25 protein-coding genes and 1 pseudogene are annotated in these 23,329 nt (G+C 59.0%); 18 read left to right on the top strand and 8 right to left on the bottom strand.

Annotated elements, in window-relative coordinates; genetic code table 11:
• Positions 1-7: 7 nt before the first annotated feature.
• Positions 8-817, bottom strand: a complete 810-nt coding sequence (locus FHT77_RS08515; RefSeq protein ID WP_183754256.1) for a glycosyltransferase family 2 protein — start codon at positions 815-817, stop codon at positions 8-10.
• 92 nt (positions 818-909) lie between these two features.
• Entirely contained in the window at positions 910-1,377 is a 468-nt protein-coding gene (locus FHT77_RS08510) for an Lrp/AsnC family transcriptional regulator (RefSeq protein ID WP_007534169.1), read from the bottom strand.
• A gap of 234 nt (positions 1,378-1,611) precedes the next feature.
• Here FHT77_RS08510 and trxB point away from each other — a divergent pair, with 234 nt between their 5' ends.
• The 5 genes from trxB (at position 1,612) to FHT77_RS08485 (ending at position 6,540) form a co-directional block, all read left to right on the top strand.
• Positions 1,612-2,586 (top strand): thioredoxin-disulfide reductase, encoded by a 975-nt coding sequence (trxB, locus tag FHT77_RS08505; RefSeq protein ID WP_183754254.1) that lies wholly within the window; start codon positions 1,612-1,614, stop codon positions 2,584-2,586.
• A gap of 23 nt (positions 2,587-2,609) precedes the next feature.
• Positions 2,610-3,506, top strand: coding sequence for a LysR family transcriptional regulator VtlR (locus FHT77_RS08500; protein WP_018857199.1), 897 nt, complete (start codon positions 2,610-2,612; stop codon positions 3,504-3,506).
• A gap of 540 nt (positions 3,507-4,046) precedes the next feature.
• On the top strand, positions 4,047-4,340 hold the full coding sequence (locus FHT77_RS08495) for an ArsR/SmtB family transcription factor (RefSeq protein WP_114713331.1): 294 nt from the start codon (positions 4,047-4,049) through the stop codon (positions 4,338-4,340).
• Between the two features lie 199 nt (positions 4,341-4,539).
• Entirely contained in the window at positions 4,540-5,664 is a 1,125-nt protein-coding gene (locus FHT77_RS08490; RefSeq protein WP_183754252.1) for an alkene reductase, read from the top strand.
• 72 nt (positions 5,665-5,736) lie between these two features.
• Positions 5,737-6,540, top strand: coding sequence for an aminoglycoside phosphotransferase family protein (locus FHT77_RS08485; RefSeq protein WP_183754250.1), 804 nt, complete (start codon positions 5,737-5,739; stop codon positions 6,538-6,540).
• 25 nt (positions 6,541-6,565) lie between these two features.
• On the opposite strand, the pseudogene FHT77_RS08480 reads toward FHT77_RS08485, so the two are convergent.
• Positions 6,566-7,575 (bottom strand): annotated as a pseudogene (locus FHT77_RS08480) (SDR family NAD(P)-dependent oxidoreductase).
• A gap of 93 nt (positions 7,576-7,668) precedes the next feature.
• Here FHT77_RS08480 and FHT77_RS08475 point away from each other — a divergent pair.
• Positions 7,669-8,580: a LysR family transcriptional regulator gene (locus FHT77_RS08475; RefSeq protein WP_183754248.1), complete on the top strand. Its 912-nt coding sequence runs from the start codon at positions 7,669-7,671 to the stop codon at positions 8,578-8,580.
• A 27-nt stretch (positions 8,581-8,607) separates the two neighbouring features.
• Here FHT77_RS08475 and FHT77_RS08470 read toward each other — a convergent pair whose 3' ends face one another.
• On the bottom strand, positions 8,608-8,889 hold the full coding sequence (locus FHT77_RS08470; protein ID WP_016554668.1) for a DUF2188 domain-containing protein: 282 nt from the start codon (positions 8,887-8,889) through the stop codon (positions 8,608-8,610).
• A 228-nt stretch (positions 8,890-9,117) separates the two neighbouring features.
• On the opposite strand from FHT77_RS08470, the gene FHT77_RS08465 reads away from it, so the two are divergent.
• Positions 9,118-10,215, top strand: a complete 1,098-nt coding sequence (locus tag FHT77_RS08465) for a calcium:proton antiporter (RefSeq protein ID WP_183754246.1) — start codon at positions 9,118-9,120, stop codon at positions 10,213-10,215.
• A 25-nt stretch (positions 10,216-10,240) separates the two neighbouring features.
• On the opposite strand, the gene FHT77_RS08460 is transcribed toward FHT77_RS08465, so the two are convergent.
• Both FHT77_RS08460 and FHT77_RS08455 read right to left on the bottom strand, forming a co-directional pair.
• Complete coding sequence (locus FHT77_RS08460; RefSeq protein ID WP_246719742.1) at positions 10,241-11,314, bottom strand: GGDEF domain-containing protein; 1,074 nt, start codon at positions 11,312-11,314, stop codon at positions 10,241-10,243.
• 218 nt (positions 11,315-11,532) lie between these two features.
• Positions 11,533-12,735: a pyridoxal phosphate-dependent aminotransferase gene (locus tag FHT77_RS08455; protein WP_183754242.1), complete on the bottom strand. Its 1,203-nt coding sequence runs from the start codon at positions 12,733-12,735 to the stop codon at positions 11,533-11,535.
• A 374-nt stretch (positions 12,736-13,109) separates the two neighbouring features.
• Here FHT77_RS08455 and FHT77_RS32195 point away from each other — a divergent pair, with 374 nt between their 5' ends.
• Genes FHT77_RS32195 through FHT77_RS08440 form a run of 3 tightly spaced genes read left to right on the top strand, consistent with a single transcriptional unit; the run spans position 13,110 to position 15,522 of the window.
• Positions 13,110-13,538 carry a hypothetical protein gene (locus FHT77_RS32195; RefSeq protein WP_183754240.1) on the top strand — a complete coding sequence of 143 codons (429 nt, stop codon included), beginning with the start codon at positions 13,110-13,112 and terminating at the stop codon, positions 13,536-13,538.
• On the top strand, positions 13,535-14,317 hold the full coding sequence (locus FHT77_RS08445) for a class GN sortase (RefSeq protein ID WP_409527437.1): 783 nt from the start codon (positions 13,535-13,537) through the stop codon (positions 14,315-14,317). Before FHT77_RS32195 ends, FHT77_RS08445 begins: the two co-directional genes overlap by 4 nt.
• A gap of 56 nt (positions 14,318-14,373) precedes the next feature.
• Complete coding sequence (locus FHT77_RS08440; protein WP_183754238.1) at positions 14,374-15,522, top strand: PQQ-dependent sugar dehydrogenase; 1,149 nt, start codon at positions 14,374-14,376, stop codon at positions 15,520-15,522.
• An 8-nt stretch (positions 15,523-15,530) separates the two neighbouring features.
• Here the strand turns inward: FHT77_RS08440 and FHT77_RS08435 are convergent, their stop codons facing one another.
• On the bottom strand, positions 15,531-16,013 hold the full coding sequence (locus FHT77_RS08435) for a DUF3052 domain-containing protein (protein WP_246719740.1): 483 nt from the start codon (positions 16,011-16,013) through the stop codon (positions 15,531-15,533).
• Between the two features lie 105 nt (positions 16,014-16,118).
• Between FHT77_RS08435 and FHT77_RS08430 the strand changes: the two genes are divergently transcribed.
• From FHT77_RS08430 to FHT77_RS08420, 3 genes are all read left to right on the top strand, one after another.
• On the top strand, positions 16,119-17,033 hold the full coding sequence (locus tag FHT77_RS08430) for a DMT family transporter (protein WP_183754236.1): 915 nt from the start codon (positions 16,119-16,121) through the stop codon (positions 17,031-17,033).
• Positions 17,034-17,498: 465 nt separating this feature from the next.
• Positions 17,499-17,714, top strand: a complete 216-nt coding sequence (locus FHT77_RS08425) for a cold-shock protein (RefSeq protein ID WP_007534130.1) — start codon at positions 17,499-17,501, stop codon at positions 17,712-17,714.
• Positions 17,715-17,855: 141 nt separating this feature from the next.
• On the top strand, positions 17,856-18,266 hold the full coding sequence (locus FHT77_RS08420) for a BA14K family protein (protein WP_183754234.1): 411 nt from the start codon (positions 17,856-17,858) through the stop codon (positions 18,264-18,266).
• Positions 18,267-18,329: 63 nt separating this feature from the next.
• Here FHT77_RS08420 and FHT77_RS08415 read toward each other — a convergent pair whose 3' ends face one another.
• Entirely contained in the window at positions 18,330-18,977 is a 648-nt protein-coding gene (locus tag FHT77_RS08415; RefSeq protein ID WP_016554679.1) for an MBL fold metallo-hydrolase, read from the bottom strand.
• 235 nt (positions 18,978-19,212) lie between these two features.
• Here FHT77_RS08415 and FHT77_RS08410 point away from each other — a divergent pair, with 235 nt between their 5' ends.
• The 5 genes from FHT77_RS08410 (at position 19,213) to FHT77_RS08390 (ending at position 23,322) form a co-directional block, all read left to right on the top strand.
• A complete protein-coding gene (locus FHT77_RS08410; protein ID WP_183754231.1) occupies positions 19,213-19,824 on the top strand; it encodes a DUF1236 domain-containing protein in 612 nt (203 codons plus the stop codon).
• 235 nt (positions 19,825-20,059) lie between these two features.
• A complete protein-coding gene (locus FHT77_RS08405; protein WP_016554681.1) occupies positions 20,060-20,326 on the top strand; it encodes a hypothetical protein in 267 nt (88 codons plus the stop codon).
• Positions 20,327-20,714: 388 nt separating this feature from the next.
• Positions 20,715-21,212, top strand: a complete 498-nt coding sequence (locus tag FHT77_RS08400) for a MarR family winged helix-turn-helix transcriptional regulator (RefSeq protein WP_016554682.1) — start codon at positions 20,715-20,717, stop codon at positions 21,210-21,212.
• Positions 21,213-21,914: a response regulator gene (locus FHT77_RS08395; protein WP_183754229.1), complete on the top strand. Its 702-nt coding sequence runs from the start codon at positions 21,213-21,215 to the stop codon at positions 21,912-21,914.
• A gap of 28 nt (positions 21,915-21,942) precedes the next feature.
• Positions 21,943-23,322 (top strand): ATP-binding protein, encoded by a 1,380-nt coding sequence (locus FHT77_RS08390; protein WP_183754227.1) that lies wholly within the window; start codon positions 21,943-21,945, stop codon positions 23,320-23,322.
• The last annotated feature ends 7 nt before the right edge of the window (positions 23,323-23,329 follow it).

The following is a 23,329-nucleotide window of genomic DNA, read 5'->3' as shown; positions in this document are numbered from 1 at the left end:
TTGGACCTTAGTGCTTTCCTGCGTCGTCAAAGCTCGGATGCTTCTCGGCAGCCTTGCGCTGATACAACTTTGCCTGCGTGAGAAATGCGTAGACTGCGCCGGTCATCGCCTCGACAAAGCCCGACTGTCCGCAGCGCCACAAACCGTTGTGAAAATAGAGACGCCAGAAATACAGCAGCGGGCTGAAAATCAGTCTGGCGAAGGTTGTGCCCTCGCCCAAGGCGAAGTGTTGATCGGCCTTCAACGTCGAGTACTTGTTCTCTTTGAGGATCTGTTCATCGATGACGAGTGGCCGGTAGTGAAGCAGACTCCCGGACGAGGCATCCTGAACCCGGCCGGTCGGCACGATACCTTCGTGCACGGTTTGCGTGAGGTCATAAGCGCCTCTGCCTTTGCGAACAAGCCGCAGATTCTTCCGCTCGTGGACATGCTCAGGCGTGTAGCCGTAGCCGATCAGATAGGGGCGACGCGCAACACGCCAGCCAACAACATCGTCTGGCGCGGCGATCAGTTCCGGCAAAAGCCTTCTCAGTGGCGCATCGAGCCGTTCATCCGAATCAATATTCAAGCGCCAGGGCTGCGTGCACTGATCGAGCGCAAATTGCTTCTGCCCGGCGTAGCCGCGCCACGCCTCGTGAAACAACCGGATCGGCCATCCCTTGTCGATATAGGATTGCAGCAAGGCAACGGTGCCATCCGTCGAGCCGGAGTCAACGACCACAATCTCCGCGCACTTGTCCAAGCTCTCGATGCAATTGCCGAGATACGCTTCTTCGTTCAAGCAAATGATGAACGCGGAAATAGGCAACTTGGTCATTGAACGATCTTCGTGTCTTCTTCCGCAGCAAACGGCTCACAAAGCGCCTTCAATAAGGCATAAGCCGCTCAATTCATAGAGCTTAGCTGCGCTCAGACTTCGACTAGGCCCACCCGCTTCACCTGTCGGATCGTCAGCATCGTTCGCACCGTGTCCACGTGCTCGTTTGCCGTCAGCACCTCGATAACGAAGTCCTGGAAACGCGTCAGGTTCTCGGCAACGCAATGCAACAGGAAGTCGCTGTCGCCCGAAACCATCCAGGCCTGACGCACCAGCGGCCATTGCGCCGTCGCTGCCGCAAACGCCTTCAGGTTGGCTTCGGACTGATGCTTGAGCCCTACCATGCAGAAAGCGACAAGATCGAAGCCCAGCTTGGGGCTGTTCAGCATCGCGTGATAGCCTTCGATGACGCCGGTCTCTTCAAGCTTTCGCACGCGCCGCAGGCAAGGCGGCGCCGAAATGCCGACACGGTCGGCGAGCTCGACATTGGTCATCCGCCCGTCTGCCTGCAACTCCCGCAGTATCTTTATATCGATGGCATCAAGTTCGGCGCGAAGCACAATCCTGCCCTTCCTTTAATTCATGATTGCCAGCTTCTATATAAAGCGGCGGAATTCGCAAGAAAGTTTCAGCTCGGCGACGGATTGTTGCACCGGCAGCCGAGAAAGCCTTGTTGGTAACGCAGGGCTGCCCTTGAATAAAAGCACTGGACGTTCATAAATGGCGAATGGATCGCGAAACGGCCGCATTCGCCACTTAGCCGCCGCCCTCCTGACAGTCGAAAGGAAATACCCATGTCCGCCCGCCACACCAAGGTGCTCATTATCGGCTCCGGCCCTGCCGGCTACACGGCTGCCGTCTATGCAGCCCGTGCAATGCTGAAGCCCGTTCTGATCGCCGGCCTCGATCAAGGCGGACAGCTGATGATCACCACCGACGTGGAAAATTATCCGGGCTTTGCCGATCCGATCCAGGGACCGTGGCTGATGGATCAGATGCTGCAGCAGGCAAAGCATGTCGGCGCCGAGATCGTCAATGACATCGTCACCGAAGTCGAGCTGAACCAGCGTCCGTTCGTGGCGCGCACCGATAGTGGTCAGGTCTGGACGGCTGATACGCTGATCATCGCAACAGGCGCCAAGGCAAAGTGGCTCGGCATCGAAAGCGAGCAGCATTTCCAGGGCTTCGGCGTTTCCGCCTGCGCGACCTGCGACGGCTTCTTCTACCGCAACAAGAACGTGATTGTTGTCGGCGGCGGCAACAGTGCTGTCGAGGAAGCGCTCTACCTCTCCAACATCGCGAAGTCCGTGACGGTCGTTCACCGCCGCGACAGCTTCCGTTCGGAGAAAATCCTGCAGGAACGCCTGTTCTCGAAGGAAAACATCAAGGTGCTCTGGAACACCGAGGTCGCCGAGATCACCGGCACGCCGGCCAAGCCGCCGATGCCGCCGTCGGTTACGGGCGCTCGCCTGCGCGACACGCGCACGGGTGCGATCACCGAGGTTGCAGTCGACGGCGTCTTTGTGGCGATCGGCCATGCCCCGGCGACCGAACTCTTCAAGGGCAAGCTGAAGCTGAAGGACAATGGCTATCTGTGGACCGCCCCGGATTCGACGGCGACCAGCCTGGAAGGCGTTTATGCCGCCGGTGACGTGACCGACGACACCTTCCGCCAGGCGATCACAGCCGCCGGCCTGGGATGCATGGCTGCTCTTGAAGCCGAACGATATCTGACGGGCCACATGCCCGTTGCCGTGGCCGCGGAGTAGGATCGGCTATGAGGGGTGGGGGAATGCCATTGGATTGGGACAAGCTGCGTATCTTTCACGCAGCTGCCGAAGCGGGTTCGTTCACGCATGCGGCGGATAAACTGCATCTGTCCCAGTCCGCGATCAGTCGTCAGGTAAGCGCGCTTGAGCAGGATGTCGGTACCAAGCTCTTCCACCGCCATGCGCGCGGCCTGATCCTGACGGAACAGGGCGAACTGCTGTATCGCACGGCCCACGACGTGCTGCTGAAGCTCGAAACCGTGAAGATGCAGCTCACCGAAACGACGGAAACGCCGACAGGAAAGCTGCGTGTCACCACGACCGTCGGTCTCGGACAGGGCTGGTTGACGGACAAGATCCAGGAGTTCATGCAGCTCTATCCTGACGTCCAGATCCAGCTGATCCTCGACAACGAGGAGGTGGACGTCAACATGCGCTACGCGGATTGCGCCATCCGCTTGCGCCAACCGGTGCAGTCCGATCTCATCCAGCGTAAGCTGTTCACCGTCCACATGCACGTCTATGCGGCCCCCTCCTACATCAACCGCCATGGCGAGCCGCAGACCGTCGAAGACCTCGACAACCATCGCATCATCACATTCGGCGAGCCGGCACCGAGCTACCTGCTCGACGTCAACTGGCTTGAAGTCGCCGGGCGCTCGTCGGACAACAAGCGAATCCCTCATCTGCAGATCAATAGCCAAACCTCGATCAAACGCGCCTGCCTGCTCGGCATGGGCGTCGCCTGTATGCCCGACTACATCGTCGGACGCGACCCTGGCTTGATCCAGCTACCGATCAATGCGGACGTGCCGTCCTTCGATACCTACTTCTGCTATCCGGACGAAATGAAGAATGCGGCCAAGCTGAAGGCCTTCCGCGACTTCATCGTCAGCAAGGCGCGCAACTGGAACTTCTAGTTGCCTCCATCAGAAATACAAGCCGTGCAACGTATGCATGTCTGGCATGCATAAATCGGGGTTGCCGTTTGCTCATTAAAACACCATATCGCACATAGCTGATGCACACGGTGGCTTTTCCTCCCAGTTCCACCGCATTAGCTGTTCCCCTCTGGAGGTTTTGACCTTCACACCTATAAGGGCCCCGATCTTTCGGTGGCCCTCTTTTTTTGCCCGATTTTTTCGCACTGCAGCAGAAAATTGTGCAGCGCATAGCAGGCATGCGCAAACATGCATTGTAATCTGCCTCTCAAAGCATCATATCCAACTCAGCTGATGCATTTCGTGGCTTCTCTCCCAGTGCCACCGCGTTAGCTGTTCCCCTCTGGAGGTTTATTGACCTTCATACCTTAAAGGGCCCCGATCTTTCGGTGGCCCTCTTTTTTTGCCCAAAATCTAGCCACATCGCGAAAGTCCGCATCTCACGCCGTCGTGACTTGCATATCGGAAATTACCGATCCATATATCGTTTAGAAACGATTTATAATTCGAATAACGACGATGGAAAAAGACGAGATATTGAAGGCAATCGCTCATCCTACGCGGATGGAAATCCTCAACTGGTTGAAGAATCCCGAAGAGCACTTCACCTCGCAGGAGCATCCGTTTGAGATGGGCGTGTGCGCCAGTCAGTTCGAGCGCTGCGGTCTCTCACAGTCGACAGTCTCGGCGCATCTCGGGACATTGAGCCGCGCGGGTCTCGTGACGACACGGCGCGTTGGCCAGTGGATCTTTTACAAGCGCAACGAGGAGACTATCGCGGCATTCCTGAAGCAACTTGCCATGGACCTGTAAAGATGCCGTCAGCTTCTTGGCCTTCCGCCTCCGGCAGATCGGCGTCCGGTTGGGCAAAACAACACCCGGACGACGTCACCAGGCCGTGTCTCCATTTCACGTCAGCGATGCTCCCCGCGACCGATACCACCCTCACCCGATCCTGCGCCGAATAGCACCCGCTTCGGCCGAGTGATCTTCCCACTGAGAAAGGACCTACATGAGCAAGCTTTTCGAACCCACCAAGGTTGGCGATATTTCCGTTAGGAACCACATCGTGATGGCGCCGCTGACGCGCAACCGATCGCCGGGCGCGATCCCGAATGATCTCAACGTCGAGTATTACCGTCAGCGTGCCACGGCCGGTCTCATTATCACTGAGGCAACCGCAATCACCCATCAAGGTCAGGGCTATGCCGACGTTCCGGGCCTTTACAAAGAGGAAGCACTCGACGGGTGGAAGCGTGTCACCGATGCTGTCCACGCCGCGGGAGGCAAGATCGTCGTGCAGATGTGGCATGTCGGCCGTATCTCGCACACGACACTGCAGCCGAACGGCGGCAAGCCCGTCTCCTCTACCAACCGCATTGCCAAGGCCAAGACCTACCTGGTCAGTAACGACGGCTCCGGCGCGTTTGCCGACACCTCCGAGCCGCGCGCCCTCGAAACCTCGGAAATTCCGGGTATCGTTGAAGATTATCGCAAAGCGGCGCGTGCCGCGATCGACGCTGGCTTCGACGGTGTCGAAATTCACGGCGCAAACGGCTACCTGCTCGATCAATTCCTGCGTGACGGTGTGAACGACCGCAACGACCAGTATGGCGGCTCGATCGAAAACAGGGCGCGCTTCACTTTTGAAGTGGTAGATGCCGTGACCAAGGAAATCGGTGCCGGCCGCACCGCAATCCGCATTTCGCCGGTCACGCCTTCAGGAGAGAGCTACGATTCTGCCCCCCAGGCGCTCTTCACCCACGTGGTCGAGGGTCTGGCGAAATATGATCTCGCCTATATCCACGTCATCGAAGGCCAGACCGGCGGCGATCGCGATTTCACGCAAGGCACAAACCCCGCCTTCGACTATGCGGCTCTGCGCCAGGCTTACGAGAAGGCTGGCGGCAAGGCGAACTGGATGGTCAACAACGGCTATGACCGGGAAATGGCGATCGATGCCGTCGAGAGCGGCCGCGCCGATCTTGTCGCTTTCGGCAAACCGTTCATCGCCAATCCGGATTTGGTCGAACGCCTGGAAAAGAACCTGCCGCTGAACGCGCCGCAACAGGCAACCTTCTACGGTGGTGGGCCAAAGGGTTACATCGACTACCCCGTGGTGGAAAAAGCCGCCTAACCTCAAGAGCATGATGTGAGATCCCGTCTTAGGCGGGATTTCCTTTTCTCCTGACGCCGTTAGGATGCGGCCATGTTCGAATCCCATCTCGACCGCTGGCGACTGACCGTCGACGGTGAACCGATCATCACCCATTCCAGCCACCTGTTGCCGGTCCTCTGGGACGGAAAACCTGCGATGCTGAAACTCTCCCGGGATGAGGCCGAGCGAGCCGGCGGCGCCCTGATGCAGTGGTGGGATGGCATCGGCGCTGCCAAGGTCTACGCACACGACGGCGAGGCCGTTCTGCTCGAGCGAGCAATGGGCAGTCAGTCACTGCTGGCAATGGCAATGGACGGCGGCGACGATGCGGTAACCCGCATCATGTGCAGCACCGTCGCCAGGCTTCATGCCCCACGCAGGCAGGCATTGCCAAGCCTCATTCCGCTAGCCCGCTGGTTTCGCGAGCTAGAACCGGCTGCCCGAGCTCACGGCGGCACATTGGCGCACTGCCACAGGGTTGCTGAACGCCTGCTTGCCGACGCCACAGATCCCGTCGTCCTCCTCGGCGACATTCACCACAGCAACATCCTCGATTTCCAACAGCATGGCTGGCTAGCGATCGACCCCAAGGGCCTCATCGGTGAACGCGGCTTTGACTATGCCAATATCTTTGCCAACGAAGACCTTCCGACAATAACCGCTCCCGGCCGCCTACAGCGACAACTCCGGATCGTCGCGAGCGAGGCTGGCCTTGGGCCAAAGCGCTTGTTGCAATGGATCGCAGCCTATTCCGGCCTGTCGGCGGCTTGGTTCCTCGGCGATGGATCGACGGCGCAGGCCGAAAGTCCCCTTGCCGTCGCGCGTATTGCACTGACCGAACTGCAGCAGGGTTAGACGATCAACGCAACCCGGACGGGTCCTAATGCCCCGCTTGCACCGAAACACGCGCTTGGACTTCCGCCCCTATTGAGCGGAGGCAACCGAGCGAAACCAGCGAGGCACGAACAGCTTCGTCGATGGGCGTATGCGGCTCGCTGCCGAGCTCGGCGACCAATCGTTCATTCGACATCCGCAACGGCACCCGCCAGAGATAGCGCATCTCTTTCAACTCTTGCATGAAGGTGATGAACGGCGCCGACAGCGGTACGATCCACCACGGAAAGGTGCGCGTCTTTATCCTGTTGCCGGCCACCCGTTTAATCGCGGCGGCCATCTGGCTGCCATCAGCATCCCAGAAGCCCTCCATGTGATAAACCGCAAAGCATGGCAGGCGATCGCCACGTTCGACGAGACGGATCATCGTCTCCGCAACGTCGGGCAGATAGGCCCATTGATGCCCGATACCATGTCGCGCCGGATTCTTGACTGTGCGCACCGGCTTGCCCGGTGTGACCATGCCTTGCGAGAACCAGCTATTTGCTGCCCCCGGTCCGAAGAAATCGCCGGCGCGGACAATGATGACCGGCACGCCGGTCCGCGAGGCAGCCTCCAGACGTTGCTCCATTTCGACGCGGATCGCTCCCTTCTTCGTCACAGGATGCTGTGGGCTGTCTTCCCGAAGATGGGAAAGGCCTCTGGTCCGAAATTATAGACTGTTCCTGGCAAAACGATGCGGGCGCCGACCGAGCGGGCGGCAGCGATCGCGTTGTCAAGCATCGGGAGAACCAGCTTCTCCCAGTTACGATAACCCGGTGGATTGACGGCGTGGATGATAAGGCTGACGCCTTGCGCGGCCGTCATGAGATCGGCAGCCTTCATCGCATCGCCCTGGATCCACTCGAAGTTCGCCACGTTCGCGCGCGCCTTGGCTGCATCCCGGTTCAGTGCCCGCACCCGCCAGCCACGTGCGGCGAGCTTTCGTGCGACTTCGCCGCCAATTCCGCCGGTCGCGCCCAGCACCAGGGCAACTTGTTTGTTCTGCTCCGCCATGATGATCTCCGTCATTTTTCTACTGACCGGATCATGCCGACATTCCAACATAAACGAAATTGACAAATTCGTGCTGTCACTATACATAAATCCATGAACAGGGAACCCGACTGGCATTTCTACCGAACCTTGCTTGCCGTTCTCGAATACGGATCGCTTTCGGCAGCAGCCCGCAATCTGGGCCTCACGCAGCCGACGGTTGGACGGCACATCGATGCTCTCGAGGAGGCAATCGCCTCACAACTCTTCGTCCGCTCGCCGAACGGTCTGTTGCCCACCGACGCAGCCCTTGAATTGAAGCCTTACGCCGAAGCCCTGGCCGCAACATCGGCCGCGCTGCTGCGCACGGCATCGGGACATCGGGAGCGAGTTGCCGGCACTGTCCGGATAAGTGCCAGCGAAGTGATCGGCGTGGAAGTGCTTCCGCACATTCTTGCACCGCTCGTCGCGGCTTATCCCGACCTCAACATCGAACTCTCTGCATCGGATGCCATCGAGGACCTTCTTACCCGCGAGGCAGACATTGCCGTTCGGATGGCGCAGCCGACCCAGGATCAGCTTGTCGCCCGCCACATAGGGGAGATACCGCTGGGCTTCCACGCCCACCGTCGCTATCTCGAGCAACACGGAGTGCCGCAGGAGATATCAGACCTAACACGACACCGCCTCGTCGGCTTCGACCGCCCGACGGCCTACATCAGAGCCATGATAGCGCGCTTTCCCATTCCTGAGGGGCTCACCTTCGCCTTCAAGAGCGACAACCCGCTTGCGCAAATCTCTGCTATTCGCGCCGGCATCGGGATAGGAATTTGCCAGGCGGGGCTTGCTGCCAGGGACCCGGATCTTTTGCCCGTCCTGCCGGAGCATTTCCGCATACCGCTCGACACATGGGTCGTCATGCACGAGGGAACGAAGACAGCACGCCGCTACCGCGTCACGTTCGACGCGCTCGTAGACGGCCTGCTGAACTACGTGGGAGAAACGGCGCGCAAGCGCCAGCGCTGATCATCGCAGTGGCGATCAGGCACCATGTCATGCGCGCGGCGAGGTTTCGCTGGAATGGCTTTTCCATGTGCCGTCGACCACCTCGGTCTCCGGCCGGTCCCCGCCTTCGGCGTATTCCTCATGCCATTTTCCCTTGTCATCCTGCCAGCTGATTTCTGCGGAATCACCGCCGACCTGCTGTTCGGCCGCGACAATACGGGCTGCTTCGAGCGCTTCGGAGTGTGTCGGGAATGCTTCGGAATACACACCACCCAACCGGTAGGCCCAGCCCCCGTCGTGAGGCACGACCTCGTAGACCACCTTGACCATGCATCTCACTCCTCTTCTTGTTCGCGCTCCAATGCTGACCGGATTGCATCCAGTTCTGCGCGGGCCGCGTTGCAAGAGACGAGTAGGCGCCGCGATGTGCTTCCGGCTGACCGATGCGTTAGTATTCCATTAAATTCTCAAGACTGCAAACGCACTGGCCACCATGCTCGCTTGCCATGCAAAATCATCGCTTTAGACTTCTTGGATGAATCAAAGTCGGAGCTTTTCGTGCAAATCGTGTCGCGACTGAAAGACGAAATGTTCCTGGTGTTGGCAATGGCCGTCGCCGTCGTCGCGTATTTCTCGGAACATACGGTCCTTGAGATGGGGCGCGGCATGTCGCTGATCGCGGCCGTAGCGCTTGTTGCCACGATCGTCGTCGCCTCCGTTCGCGTCGCCCATCATGCCGAGATCCTGGCAATCAAGGTCGGCGATCCCTACGGGACGATGATCCTGACGCTGTCGGCGGTTGCCGTAGAGGTGATCATCCTCGCGATCATGATGAGCGGCGAAAGCTCCCCTACCCTCGTTCGCGATACGATCTACGCTGCCCTCATGCTCGACATCAACGGCATTCTCGGCCTCGCCGCTCTGCTCGGCGGCTTGAAGCACGGCGAGCAACCCTACAACGACAATTCTGGCAAAACCTACGGCGTCATGATCCTCACCGCCATGGGCATCTCGATGATCGTTCCGGAATTCGTGCCCGACGACAAATGGCACTATTATTCCGCCTTCACCATCGTGGCGATGATCGCGCTTTACGGCTTGTTCCTGCGGATGCAGGTCGGTCAGCACAGCTACTTCTTCAGCTATGCCTACCCGCGGGGCGAGCGGAAGAAGACGGACGCCGAGGAACACTCGGCCGAAGACTCCACGATGGTCTCGATTGCAACAATCCTGATCGGCGTCGTCATCATCGGCCTCCTAGCGGAATTCATGTCGACTTTCATGACGGAAGGCTTGCGAGACACAGGCGCCCCAGTCGCGCTTACCGCCATCGTTGTCGCTGCGATTTCGGCGGCCCCCGAAATTCTCACGGCGCTGCGCGCCGCTTTGCGCAACCGCATGCAGGCGACCGTGAACATCGCCATGGGCGCCTCGCTATCGACCGTCATCCTGACGGTCCCTGTCATGGAGGCGATCGCCCTCTACACCGGCCAGCCTTTCATCATGGCGATGACGCCGGTACAGACGGTTATGGTGGCGATTACGCTGATTGCGGCGGCGATCAATCTCAACGACGGCGAAACCAACGCCATCGAAGGCATGACGCACTTCATTCTTTTCGCGACGTTCCTGATGCTGACGGCACTCGGTCTCTGAACGAACGCGGCGAAACAGCAGATCGTCAGGCGGCGGCACGAATGCCTGGCTCGAACAGAACGGCACGATCGCGCCCAGAATCCTTCGCCGCGTAGAGTGCTGCGTCAGCCATCTTGAAGAGGTCGGCCAAGGAAGTTTGGCTTTCCTCTACAGCAGCAACGCCGATGCTCACCGTAAACGATATCCGCTCACCGCCACACGCGACGACAAGGTCGTGCGCGGCTTTGCGGAGGTTCTCCGCCGTCATCAGCGCTTCATTTGCTGTCGTCTTTGGCAGGTACACGCCGAACTCTTCTCCACCCAGCCGGCCGAAGCTGTCGCCCGGTCGCATGGTGCGGCTAATCGCGTCTGCAAACGATACAAGAACCGCATCGCCGGCGTCGTGACCGAAGCGGTCGTTCACTTGCTTGAAGAAATCGAGGTCGATCAGCAGCAGCGCATTGCCCGCGAGCATGGTGCGCGGCATCCGCGACATGAACCAGCGGCGGTTGCCAATGCCGGTCAGCATGTCCGTTTCGGCAACACGCCGCAACTCTGCTTCCGTTCGCTCCGTGACAAGGATGATGACGAACAGCGCGACCGCGAATTGGGTCATTATCCGCAAGAAGAAAGCCCATATCGGTGTCATCGGTGCCACGTCAGGGACAAGGAGGCCAACAACCACCATCAATGCCAGTAGCCCGCCTAAACCGATCGAGGCGGCGAGCAGTATCCGCGCTGGCAACCGCTCACGTTCGCCATCCCTCAGTATGCAAGCGGCAGACACCGTTAGCGACGCAAAAGCAAAGCCGTTGCCGATGCTTCCGCGCATGTAACTTGTGACGTGAAATTGCGTCGCCAGCGCCACAACGGCCGCCACGGCCGGAATGGCAAGGGACGCCCAATCCATGCGCCGCAACTTGCCGCTGCTCAGCCGGCGAATGCCTATCCAGAAGAGCGCGTAGCCGGTCATGCCAAGAACAATACTGCCGAAACCCCAAACAGGAACCGACAGCAGATGCTGCTCGCCCAATCCGGCCAGGGTCGAGGCTAGCGCAAGCGCAAAATAACTAGCCGCGAGTGCTCCTAGGCCTTCGCCATTCCGCGATTGGATACGCATGTAAACAAAGCAGACAGCACCGACCAGAAAGGAACATTGGTGCAAAAGGAGAACAGTCGCCAAATCGAGATGGATGATCATGATCCCGAAAACATGAGAGCCAAGGAAGTTGGCCCGACACATAAGCGACAGTTGTTAGCGAAGACTGAATTGCCGGCTTGCAAAAAAGAACCCGCCGTTTCCGGCGGGTCGATATTCATCAACACTCAGATCGGAGCTTACTTGCAAGCGCCGCAGAAGCGCTGGATGCGCTTGCAGGCTTCCTCAAGCAGCGCTTCCGAAGTCGCGTAGGAGATGCGGAAGTTGGGGCCGAGGCCGAAGGCGGAGCCATGAACGACGGCAACACCTTCGCTTTCCAGCAACTCCGAGACGAAGTCTTCGTCGGTCTCGATCACCTTGCCTGACGGTGCTGTTTTGCCGATCAGGCCGGCGCAGGACGGATAAACGTAGAAGGCGCCTTCCGGCGACGGGCACGTGATGCCCTTGGCCTGGTTCAGCATCGACACGACCAGATCACGGCGGCCTTCGAAGATCTTCTTGTTCACAGGGATGAAATCCTGCGTCCCATTCAGCGCTTCAACAGCGGCCCACTGGGCGATCGAGGTCGCACCGGAGGTCTGTTGGCCCTGGATCATGTCCATCGCCTTGATCAGCTGGATCGGGCCTGCTGCGTAGCCGATACGCCAGCCGGTCATCGCGTAAGCCTTGGAAACGCCGTTCATGGTCAACGTGCGATCGTAGAGCTTCGGCTCGACTTCGACAGGCGTGACGAACTTGAAGTCGCCATAGGTCAGGTGCTCGTACATGTCGTCCGTCAGCACCCAGACATGCGGATGCTTCAGCAGCACGTCCGTCAGAGCCTTCAGTTCGTCATGCGTATAGGCAGCGCCCGACGGGTTGGACGGCGAGTTGAAGATGAACCACTTCGTCTTCGGCGTGATCGCCTTTTCGAGGTCGGCAGCCTGGAGCTTGAAGTTGTTTTCCTGCGTCGCCGAGACGATTACGGGGGTGCCACCGCACAGCGCCACCATCTCCGGGTAGGACACCCAGTATGGCGCCGGAATGACGACTTCATCGCCCGGGTTCAGCGTCGCCATGAACGCGTTGAAGAGAATCTGCTTGCCACCGGTGCCGACGATCGTCTGCTCCCAGGAGTATTCCAGGCCGTTCTCGCGCTTGAACTTCGCGGCGATCGCCTTGCGCAGCTCAGGGATACCGGAAACCGGCGTGTACTTCGTCTCGCCGCGGTTGATCGCGTCGATGGCGGCCTTCTTGATATTGTCGGGCGTATCGAAATCCGGCTCGCCGGCACCCAACCCGATTACATCGCGCCCTTTCGCTTTCAGCTCGCGCGCTTTCTGGGAAACGGCGATGGTGGCTGAAGGCTTCACACGGGAAAGAGCATCGGCAAGAAAGGCCATGATATCGGTCCTATACGGTTGATTTGGACAGAAGGCCGGGGACCGGAATTCTGCGCTAAGCTCTATGTCCAATGTAAGCAGGCATTTCAAGCGCAAAGGCGTGATGGTGCCGATGATTCTTCGTGATCAGTCAGCTCATAAAATTGCCGATTCGCGACATCATCCCCTCAGCCTGCTGAATCATTTTGCGAAGGAGTTGATTCAGTTTCTGAAGGGAGCCTGATTTACGCCCTGAAATCAAAAACTTCGCCATTTTCGGCTTTGCCACGAATTGGCCGCAACAAATGCCGCGGCATGCCGCAATTCGGTCGCGAGCGCGCCGAGATCGAAGCCGCATTTTGTTGCATCCGACATTGGTTATTGAGGGCATACCCATGTTTCTGGAAGACGAGTTCGTCATAAGGCGCCTCCGCGCCCGCCGCGTATCCATCTCATTGCTGGTTGCATTCGTGGCTTTCACCGCGTCGATCCTTATGACGTTCGGGCTCGTCACGACGGTTTATGCCGAAGAAAGCCAGCAGAAGGTCGAGCAACTCGCCGGACTCGTTCGACCGAACGACGTGAACAGCGGCTCCCTCCTCTTTCCCGCCAAGGAGCCCGGTTTCTTCGTTGAGGCCCCGCGCCTGGCAGCCGGGCTGATCGCTCAGAAGTCCGCATCGGTAAATCTGCCGCAAACGGCAACACGCGCCGATGAGCAGATCCTGCGAGGGATCGTCATGCTTCTCACCGCACTCATTGCGGCAAGCGGGCTTGCCATCTGGCGCCGCCGCGTGCGCGGCATCTTTGCAGGAGCCAAATCATGACGCGGATGACCTCGCGAGCCGGAATGCGAAATTATGAAGCGGACGAGTTCGGCCCGCTTCCGACCTATCTCGAGCTCGCCATGGCAACAGCGGCAGCGACCGCTTACGATGTGACGAGCGAGCAAAAAAGCCGCACGCTGCTGTCTCGTCTTTCTTTGGTCGAAAAGGCCATCGCCGTCAGCATCGCAGTTCTCGCGCTCTATGGAACGGCGTTGGTTGCCGACGGGCTCTACATCAAGGCCAAGGCCGAACTGTCGCAACTCCTCCTGAAGCGCGCCTTTGCCGCCGAGCTTCGCGGAGAAGACACCAAACCCTGGCCCTGGGCGGATTTCACGACCGAGGCAGAGGTGACCGCGCCGCGCCTCGGCAAGCATGCCATTGTCCTTTCCGGAGCTTCCGGAGAGGCGTTGGCTTTCGGTCCCGCTTGGCTCGCCAATACGCCCCAACCCGGCGATGAGGGAACCTCCGTCATCGCCGCCCATCGTGACACGCACTTCCGTTGGCTAAGGGATGTCAAACCGGGCGACGAAATCGAGGTCACACGGCGCGACGGCAAAGTCCTGGCCTTCAAGGCAGGCGAAGGCCGCGTCGTGCCCTGGGATCAGAGCGGCATCGACCCGACAGCACCGGGCCGTCATCTCGTGCTTGCGACCTGCTGGCCTTTCGGCGCCACGGAACGCGGACCGTTGCGTTATATCGTCGAGGCCGAACTCGTCGATCCGCAGTCGACGGGCGCGATATCATCGACAAACACAAAGGCGTTATCCCAAGCAGAGTGAGGTTGAAGCAGGTGCACGACGCACCACGTTGACCGGGACAGGCAATGGGACGGACGATGACAACATCTGCAAAGCTTCAATTCGGATTTCTTCTCGCAACAGTGCTCTTGGCCGCCTCCCCGGGCCTCTCGGCTGATACCGTCAAGACGAAAGCGGTAGAGGTGCAGGTCGATACGATTACAACAGGGCTTGAGCACCCCTGGGCAGTAGAGGTACTTCCCGATGCCTCGTATCTCGTCACCGAGCGACCCGGGCGACTGCGCATCGTCCGTGACGGCAAGCTCTCCGCCCCCATTGCCGGCGTCCCTGAGGTCAGCGCCCGCAGCCAAGGCGGCCTGATGGACGTTGCACTCGCGCCTGATTTCGCAACAAGCCGAAAGGTATTCCTGACGGCTGCGACAAGAGCCAAAGGCGGCTCTGGCACGGAGGTGTTCAGTGCCACGCTGTCAAAAGACGGCACAAGGCTGAATGACGTCAAATCCATCTTCGCGATGAAGCGCTTCACAAGCGGCAATATCCAGTACGGCTCCCGCATCGCCTTCGCCAAGGATGGCTCGCTGTTCATCAGCATCGGTGACCGCGGCGACCGGGATCGTTCCCAGGACTGGAAGGATGACGCCGGCTCCATCATCCACCTCAATGCGGATGGCAGTATTCCCGATGACAATCCCTTCAAGGATGGCGTCAAGGCGCTCCCGGAAATCTGGTCGAAAGGCCACCGCAATCCGCAGGGCATCGCTTTTGATGCCGCCGACGGCAAGCTTTACACCGTTGAGCACGGCGCCCGCGGCGGTGATGAGATCAACGCCATCGAGCCGGGCAAGAACTATGGCTGGCCAATCATCACCTATGGCCGCGACTATTCAGGAGCGGAGATCGGCGAAGGCACTGCCAAGGAAGGACTTGAGCAACCGCTTTATTACTGGGACCCGTCCATAGCGCCGGGCGCCTTGGCAATTTATCGCGGCAAGATGTTTCCCGAATGGGACGGCAACTTTCTGGTCGCCGCGCTGAAATTCCAGCTGCTTTCGCGAATGCAGCGCGACGATACCGGCGCTTTCGTCGCCGAGGAGCGAATGTTCGACGGTTCCTATGGCCGGATGCGGGATGTGGTCGTTGCCCCCGACGGCGCTTTGTTGATCCTTACGGACGAGGACGATGGTTCTTTGCTGAGAATCTCGCGAGCGCCAGCCAACAATGGCTAATGGGAGGCCTATAGCCCGGCGCGCAGGTCCTTTCGGATCACGAACTTCAAGCCGGACCATGTCTTGTCAATAGCGCAGACTTTGACGTCGACCATGCCCAGAGGCAGGAAGATCGTTCGCAGCACGTCTTCGGTGACCGTCGTCGAAACCCGCGCGGCTTTCTTGGGCCAGGAAATCCATAGCATCCCGTCCGGTTTCACAGCGGTTGAGAGAGCTAAAGCCATATCCTCCAGGACTGGCCGGCCTGTTTCGAAAACGTGGATGTAGTCGAAGCGACGCTCGACCACTGATGGCAACGCTGTCTCGATCGAGGAGAAACGCCCAAAGGTTTCTATCTCGGCAATCTCGGGCACGCCGATCAGCAATGCCGCCTGCCCCTCCCTCAAGCCCAGCTTTCGCGTGAGCGAACTGCCCGAATATCCCGCCGGCGCATCGCCCTGCTGCCGTGCCACAGCTTTTTCGTCCAGCGATGAAACCGCTTTCGTGGTCATCCGTTTGCTCTCTGCGCTGCAAGGAATAGCGACATTCTTCACCCTTGCTCAAACGAAAGGCAACTGCTAACGCTCGGCCATACTCTCTCCCGAACCGAGGATGAAATGACGCGCATTCAGGCGAACCTCCTTCTATTGCTTGCAGCTGCCATCTGGGGCGGCGGCTTTGTCGCGCAGTCGACGGCAATGAAGGCGATCGGCCCGTTCTGGTTCATTGGCCTGCGCTTTATGATCGCCGCCGTAGCGGTTCTGCCGTTCATACTGTTCGAGGCACGCAAGGCGCCGGTTGCGACCGCGCCGCGGCATCTCAAGCTCTATCTGCTGACCGGTCTTGCGCTGTTCGGGGGTGCCGCTACCCAACAGATCGGCCTGCAGACAACGACGGTGACGAATTCGAGCTTCATCACCGGTCTCTATGTCGTCATCGTGCCTTTGATCGCCGTCGTTTTCCTACGCCGTTCTCCGCACTGGATCATCTGGCCGGGTGCGCTCATGGCCGTTTCGGGTATCTACCTACTATCCGGCGGGCAACTCTCGGCATTGACGACGGGCGACCTGCTAACAGTCGTCTGCGCAATATTCTGGGCCGGACAGATCACGCTGGCCGGGATCACGGTGTCCGAGACCGGTCGCCCGCTGGCGCTCTCAACGGCCCAGTTTGCCGTCACCGGCGCCTGCGCCCTCGCCGTCGCTGTGGTTAGCGAGCCAATCAGCTGGGCGGCGATATGGGCCGCTGCCCCCGAGATCCTCTATGTCGGGATATTCTCCTCGGGTGTCGCCTTCTCGCTGCAGATTATCGGCCAACGCTACACCACCCCTTCACAGGCGGCGATCTTCCTGTCCGCCGAAGCGCTTTTTGGCGCCTCGCTTGGCGCCCTGCTGCTGGGCGAAACCATGCCGCCACTCGGCTATATCGGCTGCGCGCTGATGTTTACAGCGATGCTATTGGTTGAAGTGGTCCCCGAAATAGCGCGCCGTCGCGCTTCCGACAGGTTGAAACCGAGCCCAAATTTGGGTTGAACGCCCGGAAAAGAAAAAAACTTTAGCTTTTGCGCAGTCGCGTTAACGTTGCATTTTTGGGAAAATCTGCTCCCAAATTATATTGCTAACGATGTAAACCGTTAAACTCTGGCGCCTAACGACCGATTTTTTGCTTTAAGGGCGTGAAAATGCCGCCCAGAGGCGCTTCTCGGCATAGAGGCGTTAAAAAACTTTTGCTTGCCAAAATTTAATAATCGCAGCACTCTCGCCGTGTTCGGGCATTTTGCGAGCATGGGAAGTCCTTGAGAATGTGCGCGCCGGAGACGCTAAAATTCCGGTCAACCAGTTCCGAGAAAACGGGCGTCAGTCCCGTGGTGAGCTTGGTTGTGCTAGAGGGGACCTTTTTCTCACATTTCAATAATTGCCTGCTAACGTCTCCGTGAGGAGGCAATATCAGTGATGCTGCCCGTGTGGATGGCGGGCAGAGATAAAAGGACCTGACGCATGGCCGAGACTGGCACAGTAAAATTCTTCAACACCGACAAAGGTTTTGGCTTTATCAAGCCGGACAAGGGCGGCGCGGACATCTTTGTACACATTTCTGCCGTTCAGGCTTCTGGCTTGGCCGGACTGACGGAAAATCAGAAGGTTAGCTTCGACACGGAGCCGGATCGCCGCGGCAAGGGCCCCAAGGCTGTCAACCTGCAGATTGCAGGCTGAGCCTCCAGCCAACGCTGTCAATTCGAGTTGAAGCCCGGCAGCGATGCCGGGTTTTGTCATTCAGCCTGCATTCACCTCGCGGCCCTTACCTTGCCATCATCAAGGTGCAGAACCGGAATCGGTTAAAACAGGGAAAGACAAATGAATAGGTTTGCCAAGGCGCTCTTCATGACGGCAACTGCTGCTGCCCTCACGGTGTCATCGATCGGCGTTGCATCGGCTGGTGATTGGCATCGTCATCATCACGGCGGCGACGACGCGCTCGTTGGCGGCGCTGTCGGTCTTGCAACCGGTCTGATCGTTGGCTCTGCTATCGCCAGCGCCCCGCGCTACGACGAGCCGCGCTACATCGACCCGCCTTATGAGCCGGGATACGAAGACGCTCCGGTCTATCGCGCTGCCCCGGCTCGCTATTATCGTCCGGTTGCCGACGTCGAGCCATGGACGCCGCAGTGGGAGCGCTATTGCTCTTACCGCTACCGCTCCTTCGACCCGCGCAGCGGCACCTATATCGGCTACGACGGTCGCAGCCATTTCTGCACAGCCGGCTGATCGACAAGCTGCATAATCGAGCACGAAGCGCCGCCTCTCAGCGGCGCTTTTGTTTTTTGGTGATCAGATTCCCTGCAGGAAGGGGTTGCTGCGGCGTTCGTCGCCAATCCGGCTCCCTGGCCCGTGACCGCAAATGAAGCCGACGTCGTCGCCGAGCGGTAAAACTTTGTCCCGGATGGAGTCGATCAGTTGCTGGTGATTACCTCCCGGCAGATCCGTTCGACCGATCGAGCCGTTGAAAAGGACATCGCCCAGATGAGCGAAATTCTGCGCGCGATTGAAGTAGATGACATGCCCCGGTGCGTGACCCGGAGTGTGATACACCTCGAACTCGTGGCTGCCGAAGGAAACCTTGTCGCCATCCTTCAGCCAGCGATCCGGAACGACATCCTGCATACCGGGCGGTAAACCATATTTCTGCGCCTGCATCTCAATCCGCTGCAGTAGTGGAAGGTCGTCCTCGTGCGGACCGACGATCTCGATGCCTAAGGCCTCCTTGAGTTCCTTTGCCCCGCCGGCGTGGTCGAGGTGACCGTGTGTTAGCCAAATCGCCTTGATGTTAAGCGCGTTCGCCGTGATGGCCTGCAGGATTGCTGGGACGTCCCCACCGGGATCGACCACGACGCCTTCCTTGGTTTCCGGATCGAATAGGATCGTGCAGTTCTGTTGAAAGGGTGTCACCGGAATAATACCGGCCTGGAGCATGCCCATGAGTGCCTCGCTTGTCTCTGTCCCGCATTCGTATAGTCCGAAACGTCGCAACGAGCAGCCCGCGATTTATTGGGTGCTGCGTCAGGTCACGGGAGGCTTACTCCATTCGGCGTTCACTCACCAGTCGCGATGGAGTTTAACACGTCGATACAATCGTTTACCGGCGAAGGGCAAGCAGGGGGAACCTCGTCATACTCCAAACGTTACCTGCCTGTGTAAGACAAGGAGAAACGAGATGACCTTCAAGCGAAATCTATTCCTGGCTGGCGCGATCGTCGTGGGAAGCGCCGGTTTTGCCCAGGCGGAAATGGTTGCGACGGCCATCAACGATCTGAACGTTCGTGCCGGCCCTGGCCCTCAGTATCCCGCCGTCGGCGTAGCGCCGCGCGGCTCGCAGGCAATGTTGGATGGCTGCATCCAGGGAAGCCGCTGGTGCCGGGTTGACGTCGGCGGTGTCCGCGGCTGGGTCTATGCGCAGTATCTGCAAGTCGAGCAGGCTGGCAGCACAGTCGTCGTCGAGCAACACCAGTCGGAACTTGGCGTTCCTGTCGTGACCTATGAAACGACAGCAAGCGTCGCTCCAGCTGACCCGGCACCGGGCGACGAGCTGCTGGGACCGGTCGGTTCCGTAGAGGCGATTAGCCCGCCGGAAACAGTCACGACCTACGTCCAGACCAACCCGGCCCAGACCGTACGTCTCGGCGGTGATGTCGTGGTCGGCGCCTCCGTGCCCAATGACGTGACGTTCCAGGAAATTCCGGACTATCAGTATCGATATGTCCGCATCAATGATCGCCCGGTTCTTGTCGATCCCGGCACCCGTCGCATCGTCTACGTCTACAACTGACCGCGATGCACAAGATGAAAAGGCGCTTTCGGGCGCCTTTTTTTGTTGACGGACGCAAGGAAGCTTCCCGCATGAGTTGCTTTCTATTTCAAGTCACATTCAATCATGATAAGATACTGAAATTCAGACGATATCCCTGCTCCCGGTCGGACGTCGGATCGCCTGTATGGCTGGCGATCCATTCAGACCGCGCAGCCGGCAGAGGCGTTTTGAGGAAACGCGAAGGAGGGAAATCGTGGAAGCCTTATTGCCTATCATCACACAAGTGATCGCAGGCGCCGTCGGCGGCAATGTCGCAAGCGGCGCGTTGAAGCAGGTTGCAATCAATGCCGTTGCCCGGACGATCGCCGGTGCAATCGGTGGCATCGGCGGCGGCATGCTGCTCAGCATGGTCGGCGGCGAAGCGGCAATGACCGGCCTGATCGCCGATGGTATCGGCGGCCTGATCGGCGGTGGTATCCTGTCGACGATCGTCGGCGCGGTGGCCGCTCGCGCCAGATAGACAGAGCAACGAAAACGGTCGCGCCTCCAGGAAATCGGCCGCTCTCTTGCCATCAGATCACTCGGCCGCTACCGCGGCCGGGTACATTCCTTTCATGTGGCGTTCGTCAACGGTTCGTGATCGTCGCGAACTTCATCCATCTCGCGCTCCCCTGCGCCCGCACGCCATTGCTGTTGATTGTTGTCCCCAATACGTTTTATCCACTCACGTAGGGGAAATTACGCATTGTTGTGAAGTTTGCGAAGTCGGTCCAAATTCCGGTGGAATGGCGTCCTCTTCCGTCTTCGCAACGCGTGGGGAAGCTAGCAGCGCGCGAAGATATGTCGCCGATACTGACATATTCACGAGAGCTTCCCACAAGGTGCGCAACAAGAAAGGAAATGCCAAATTGGCACGCCAGACGAGCCCGAAGGCGGGCAAGCCGGAACCGTTGAAACTGCCGATGGAGAACACGGAAACCATCGATTTTGAGATCATCGAGCTTCTGTTCTTTTCCTATCGCGACTTCGTTTCCGATCCCGACGCCATCTTGGCGGAGATCGGCTTCGGGCGGGCGCACCACCGTGTCGTTCATTTCGTTAACCGCAACCCGGGCATGACAGTTGCCGATCTGCTGGATACGTTGAAGATTACCAAGCAGAGTCTTGCAAGAGTGCTCAAACAACTCATCGATTCGGGGTATATTCGTCAGATTGCGGGGCCTGAAGACAGGCGGCAGCGCAAGCTCTATCCTACCAAGCTGGGGCGCGAGCTTGCTCTTGCTCTGGCAGAGCCGCAATCGCGCCGTATTGAGAGAGCATTCGACGGGGCTTCTCCGGAGGTACGGGAAGGCATAAAGGCCTTCCTCAGGGGTATGCGGAACAGACCAAACTCGAGAGCAGATTGAATGGCGACAAAGACAGTGATTTCGGACGACGCTGCGCACTTGCTTGTTGTGGATGACGACACGCGTATCCGCGCCCTGCTCAACCGCTATTTGACCGAGAACGGCTTCAGGGTGACGGTGGCCGCGGATGGCGCTGAGGCCCAGCGCAAGCTCGCCGGCTTGGATTTCGACCTCATCATCATGGACGTCATGATGCCGGGTGATTCAGGCATCGAAGTAACCAAGGGTCTGCGCACGATCAAGAACGTGCCGATCATCATGCTGACGGCGCTGGCGGAATCGGGCAGCCGTATCGCCGGGCTGGAGGCTGGCGCCGACGATTATCTCGCGAAGCCCTTTGATCCCCGCGAACTCGTTTTGCGCGTCAACAATATCCTGCGCCGCAATGTCTCGAGCGATGCGCCGAAGATCGAGCAGGTGATGTTCGGACCATACACATTCTCCCTGACACGCAAGGAACTGAAGAAGGCCTCCGAAGTCGTTCGGCTGACGGATCGCGAGCAGGAAATCATGCTGCTGTTCGCCAAGCGCGCCGGCGATACCATTCCGCGGCATGAGCTCATCGGCAACGATGTCGAAGTCGGCGAGCGCACCATCGATGTGCAGATCAATCGTCTGCGACGGAAGATCGAGGACGATCCCGCAAATCCGGTCTGGCTGCAGACGGTTCGTGGTATAGGATACCGGCTGAGCATCGATTGATAGTTGCAACCCCAGGATCAGCGACCATATGGTGACATTCGACTCCCTTCGGCGCGACGACCGCTCGCCCGCCCGCGGCTGGCGGGCGATGTTGCGCAGATTTCGGTTCTATCTACCGACAGGACTCTACGTTCGCTCGCTGCTCATCATCATTATCCCGATGGTGCTGCTGCAGTCCGTCGTTGCCGCTCTATTCATGGAGCGCCACTGGCAGATGGTGACGCAGCGCCTCTCTGCAGCGGTCACGCGCGACATTGCGGCGGTGATCCAGATCATCGAGACCTACCCGCAGGATACGGATTATAGCGAAATCACGCGGATAGCGCGCGACCAGTTGAACCTGCAGATATCAATAGAGCCGGATGGCGATCTGCCGACGCCGCGCACCAAGCCTTTCTTCTCCATTCTCGACGGAATCCTCAGCGACGAACTCAGCGACCAGATCAAGCGCCCGTTCTGGATCGATACGTTGGGCGATTCCAACCTCGTCGAGGTCCGCATCAAGCTTGAGGACAAGATCCTTCGCGTATTGGCGAGACGCAGCTCGACCTACGCCTCCAATACCCATATTTTTATCGTCTGGATGGTCGGTGCTTCGCTGGTATTGATCGGCATTTCGATTCTTTTCCTGCGCGGACAGATCCGTCCGATCCTTGCGCTTGCGAACGCGGCCGAGAGCTTCGGCAAGGGCCAGAAGGCTGACAATTTCCACCCGCGCGGAGCGGACGAGGTTCGCCGTGCCGGTCTCGCCTTCATTCTGATGCGCGAGCGCATCGAACGCCAGCTCGAGCAGCGCACGGCGATGCTGACGGGAGTGAGTCACGATCTGCGCACGATCCTGACCCGCTTCAAACTGCAGCTGGCGCTTGCCGGCGAAAATCCCGATCTGCACGGTCTGAACGACGACGTCAATGATATGCAGTCGATGCTTGAGGCCTACATGGCGTTCGCCCGAAGCGAGGTCGAAGAGGATGTCGGCGACATGAAGCTCAGCGACCTTTTCGCGCGAGTGGAGGCAGACTTCGAACTTCACGAGGGCAAGGAATTTACATACGCGATCGAGGGAGACGATGAGATCTCGGTGCGCCCGAACGCCTTCACGCGCCTTGTGACCAACCTCGCCTCCAATGCCCGACGTTACGCCAATACCCTGGACATCAACGCCAAGCACAGCGCCAAGTGGCTGACGATCACTTTTGATGATGATGGCCCGGGCATTCCCGAGAAGAACCGCGAAGATGTCTTCAAGCCGTTCTTCCGGCTCGACGAAGCGCGAAATCTCGATGCCTCTGGCACAGGCCTCGGCTTGGCAATCGCCCGCGACATTGCGCGAAGCCATGGCGGCAATGTCACGCTCGGCGATAGCCCTCTCGGCGGTCTACGGGCGACCGTCCGGCTGCCCGCGTGAGGAAAGA

The organism is Rhizobium sp. BK181 (assembly GCF_014193305.1).
GTDB lineage: Bacteria > Pseudomonadota > Alphaproteobacteria > Rhizobiales > Rhizobiaceae > Rhizobium.
This window is presented reverse-complemented; position numbering and strand designations above follow the sequence as displayed.

Excerpts from the sequence above, each read along its gene's own strand:
- FHT77_RS08515 (WP_183754256.1), bottom strand. The coding sequence starts at position 817 with ATGACCAAGTTGCCTATTTCCGCGTTCATCATTTGCTTGAACGAAGAA.
- trxB (WP_183754254.1), top strand. The coding sequence starts at position 1,612 with ATGTCCGCCCGCCACACCAAGGTGCTCATTATCGGCTCCGGCCCTGCC.
- FHT77_RS08500 (WP_018857199.1), top strand. The coding sequence starts at position 2,610 with ATGCCATTGGATTGGGACAAGCTGCGTATCTTTCACGCAGCTGCCGAA.
- FHT77_RS08495 (WP_114713331.1), top strand. The coding sequence starts at position 4,047 with ATGGAAAAAGACGAGATATTGAAGGCAATCGCTCATCCTACGCGGATG.
- FHT77_RS08490 (WP_183754252.1), top strand. The coding sequence starts at position 4,540 with ATGAGCAAGCTTTTCGAACCCACCAAGGTTGGCGATATTTCCGTTAGG.
- FHT77_RS08485 (WP_183754250.1), top strand. The coding sequence starts at position 5,737 with ATGTTCGAATCCCATCTCGACCGCTGGCGACTGACCGTCGACGGTGAA.
- FHT77_RS08475 (WP_183754248.1), top strand. The coding sequence starts at position 7,669 with ATGAACAGGGAACCCGACTGGCATTTCTACCGAACCTTGCTTGCCGTT.
- FHT77_RS08470 (WP_016554668.1), bottom strand. The coding sequence starts at position 8,889 with ATGGTCAAGGTGGTCTACGAGGTCGTGCCTCACGACGGGGGCTGGGCC.
- FHT77_RS08460 (WP_246719742.1), bottom strand. The coding sequence starts at position 11,314 with ATGCGTATCCAATCGCGGAATGGCGAAGGCCTAGGAGCACTCGCGGCT.
- FHT77_RS08455 (WP_183754242.1), bottom strand. The coding sequence starts at position 12,735 with ATGGCCTTTCTTGCCGATGCTCTTTCCCGTGTGAAGCCTTCAGCCACC.
- FHT77_RS32195 (WP_183754240.1), top strand. The coding sequence starts at position 13,110 with ATGTTTCTGGAAGACGAGTTCGTCATAAGGCGCCTCCGCGCCCGCCGC.
- FHT77_RS08445 (WP_409527437.1), top strand. The coding sequence starts at position 13,535 with ATGACGCGGATGACCTCGCGAGCCGGAATGCGAAATTATGAAGCGGAC.
- FHT77_RS08440 (WP_183754238.1), top strand. The coding sequence starts at position 14,374 with ATGACAACATCTGCAAAGCTTCAATTCGGATTTCTTCTCGCAACAGTG.
- FHT77_RS08435 (WP_246719740.1), bottom strand. The coding sequence starts at position 16,013 with ATGACCACGAAAGCGGTTTCATCGCTGGACGAAAAAGCTGTGGCACGG.
- FHT77_RS08430 (WP_183754236.1), top strand. The coding sequence starts at position 16,119 with ATGACGCGCATTCAGGCGAACCTCCTTCTATTGCTTGCAGCTGCCATC.
- FHT77_RS08425 (WP_007534130.1), top strand. The coding sequence starts at position 17,499 with ATGGCCGAGACTGGCACAGTAAAATTCTTCAACACCGACAAAGGTTTT.
- FHT77_RS08420 (WP_183754234.1), top strand. The coding sequence starts at position 17,856 with ATGAATAGGTTTGCCAAGGCGCTCTTCATGACGGCAACTGCTGCTGCC.
- FHT77_RS08415 (WP_016554679.1), bottom strand. The coding sequence starts at position 18,977 with ATGGGCATGCTCCAGGCCGGTATTATTCCGGTGACACCCTTTCAACAG.
- FHT77_RS08410 (WP_183754231.1), top strand. The coding sequence starts at position 19,213 with ATGACCTTCAAGCGAAATCTATTCCTGGCTGGCGCGATCGTCGTGGGA.
- FHT77_RS08395 (WP_183754229.1), top strand. The coding sequence starts at position 21,213 with ATGGCGACAAAGACAGTGATTTCGGACGACGCTGCGCACTTGCTTGTT.
- FHT77_RS08390 (WP_183754227.1), top strand. The coding sequence starts at position 21,943 with ATGGTGACATTCGACTCCCTTCGGCGCGACGACCGCTCGCCCGCCCGC.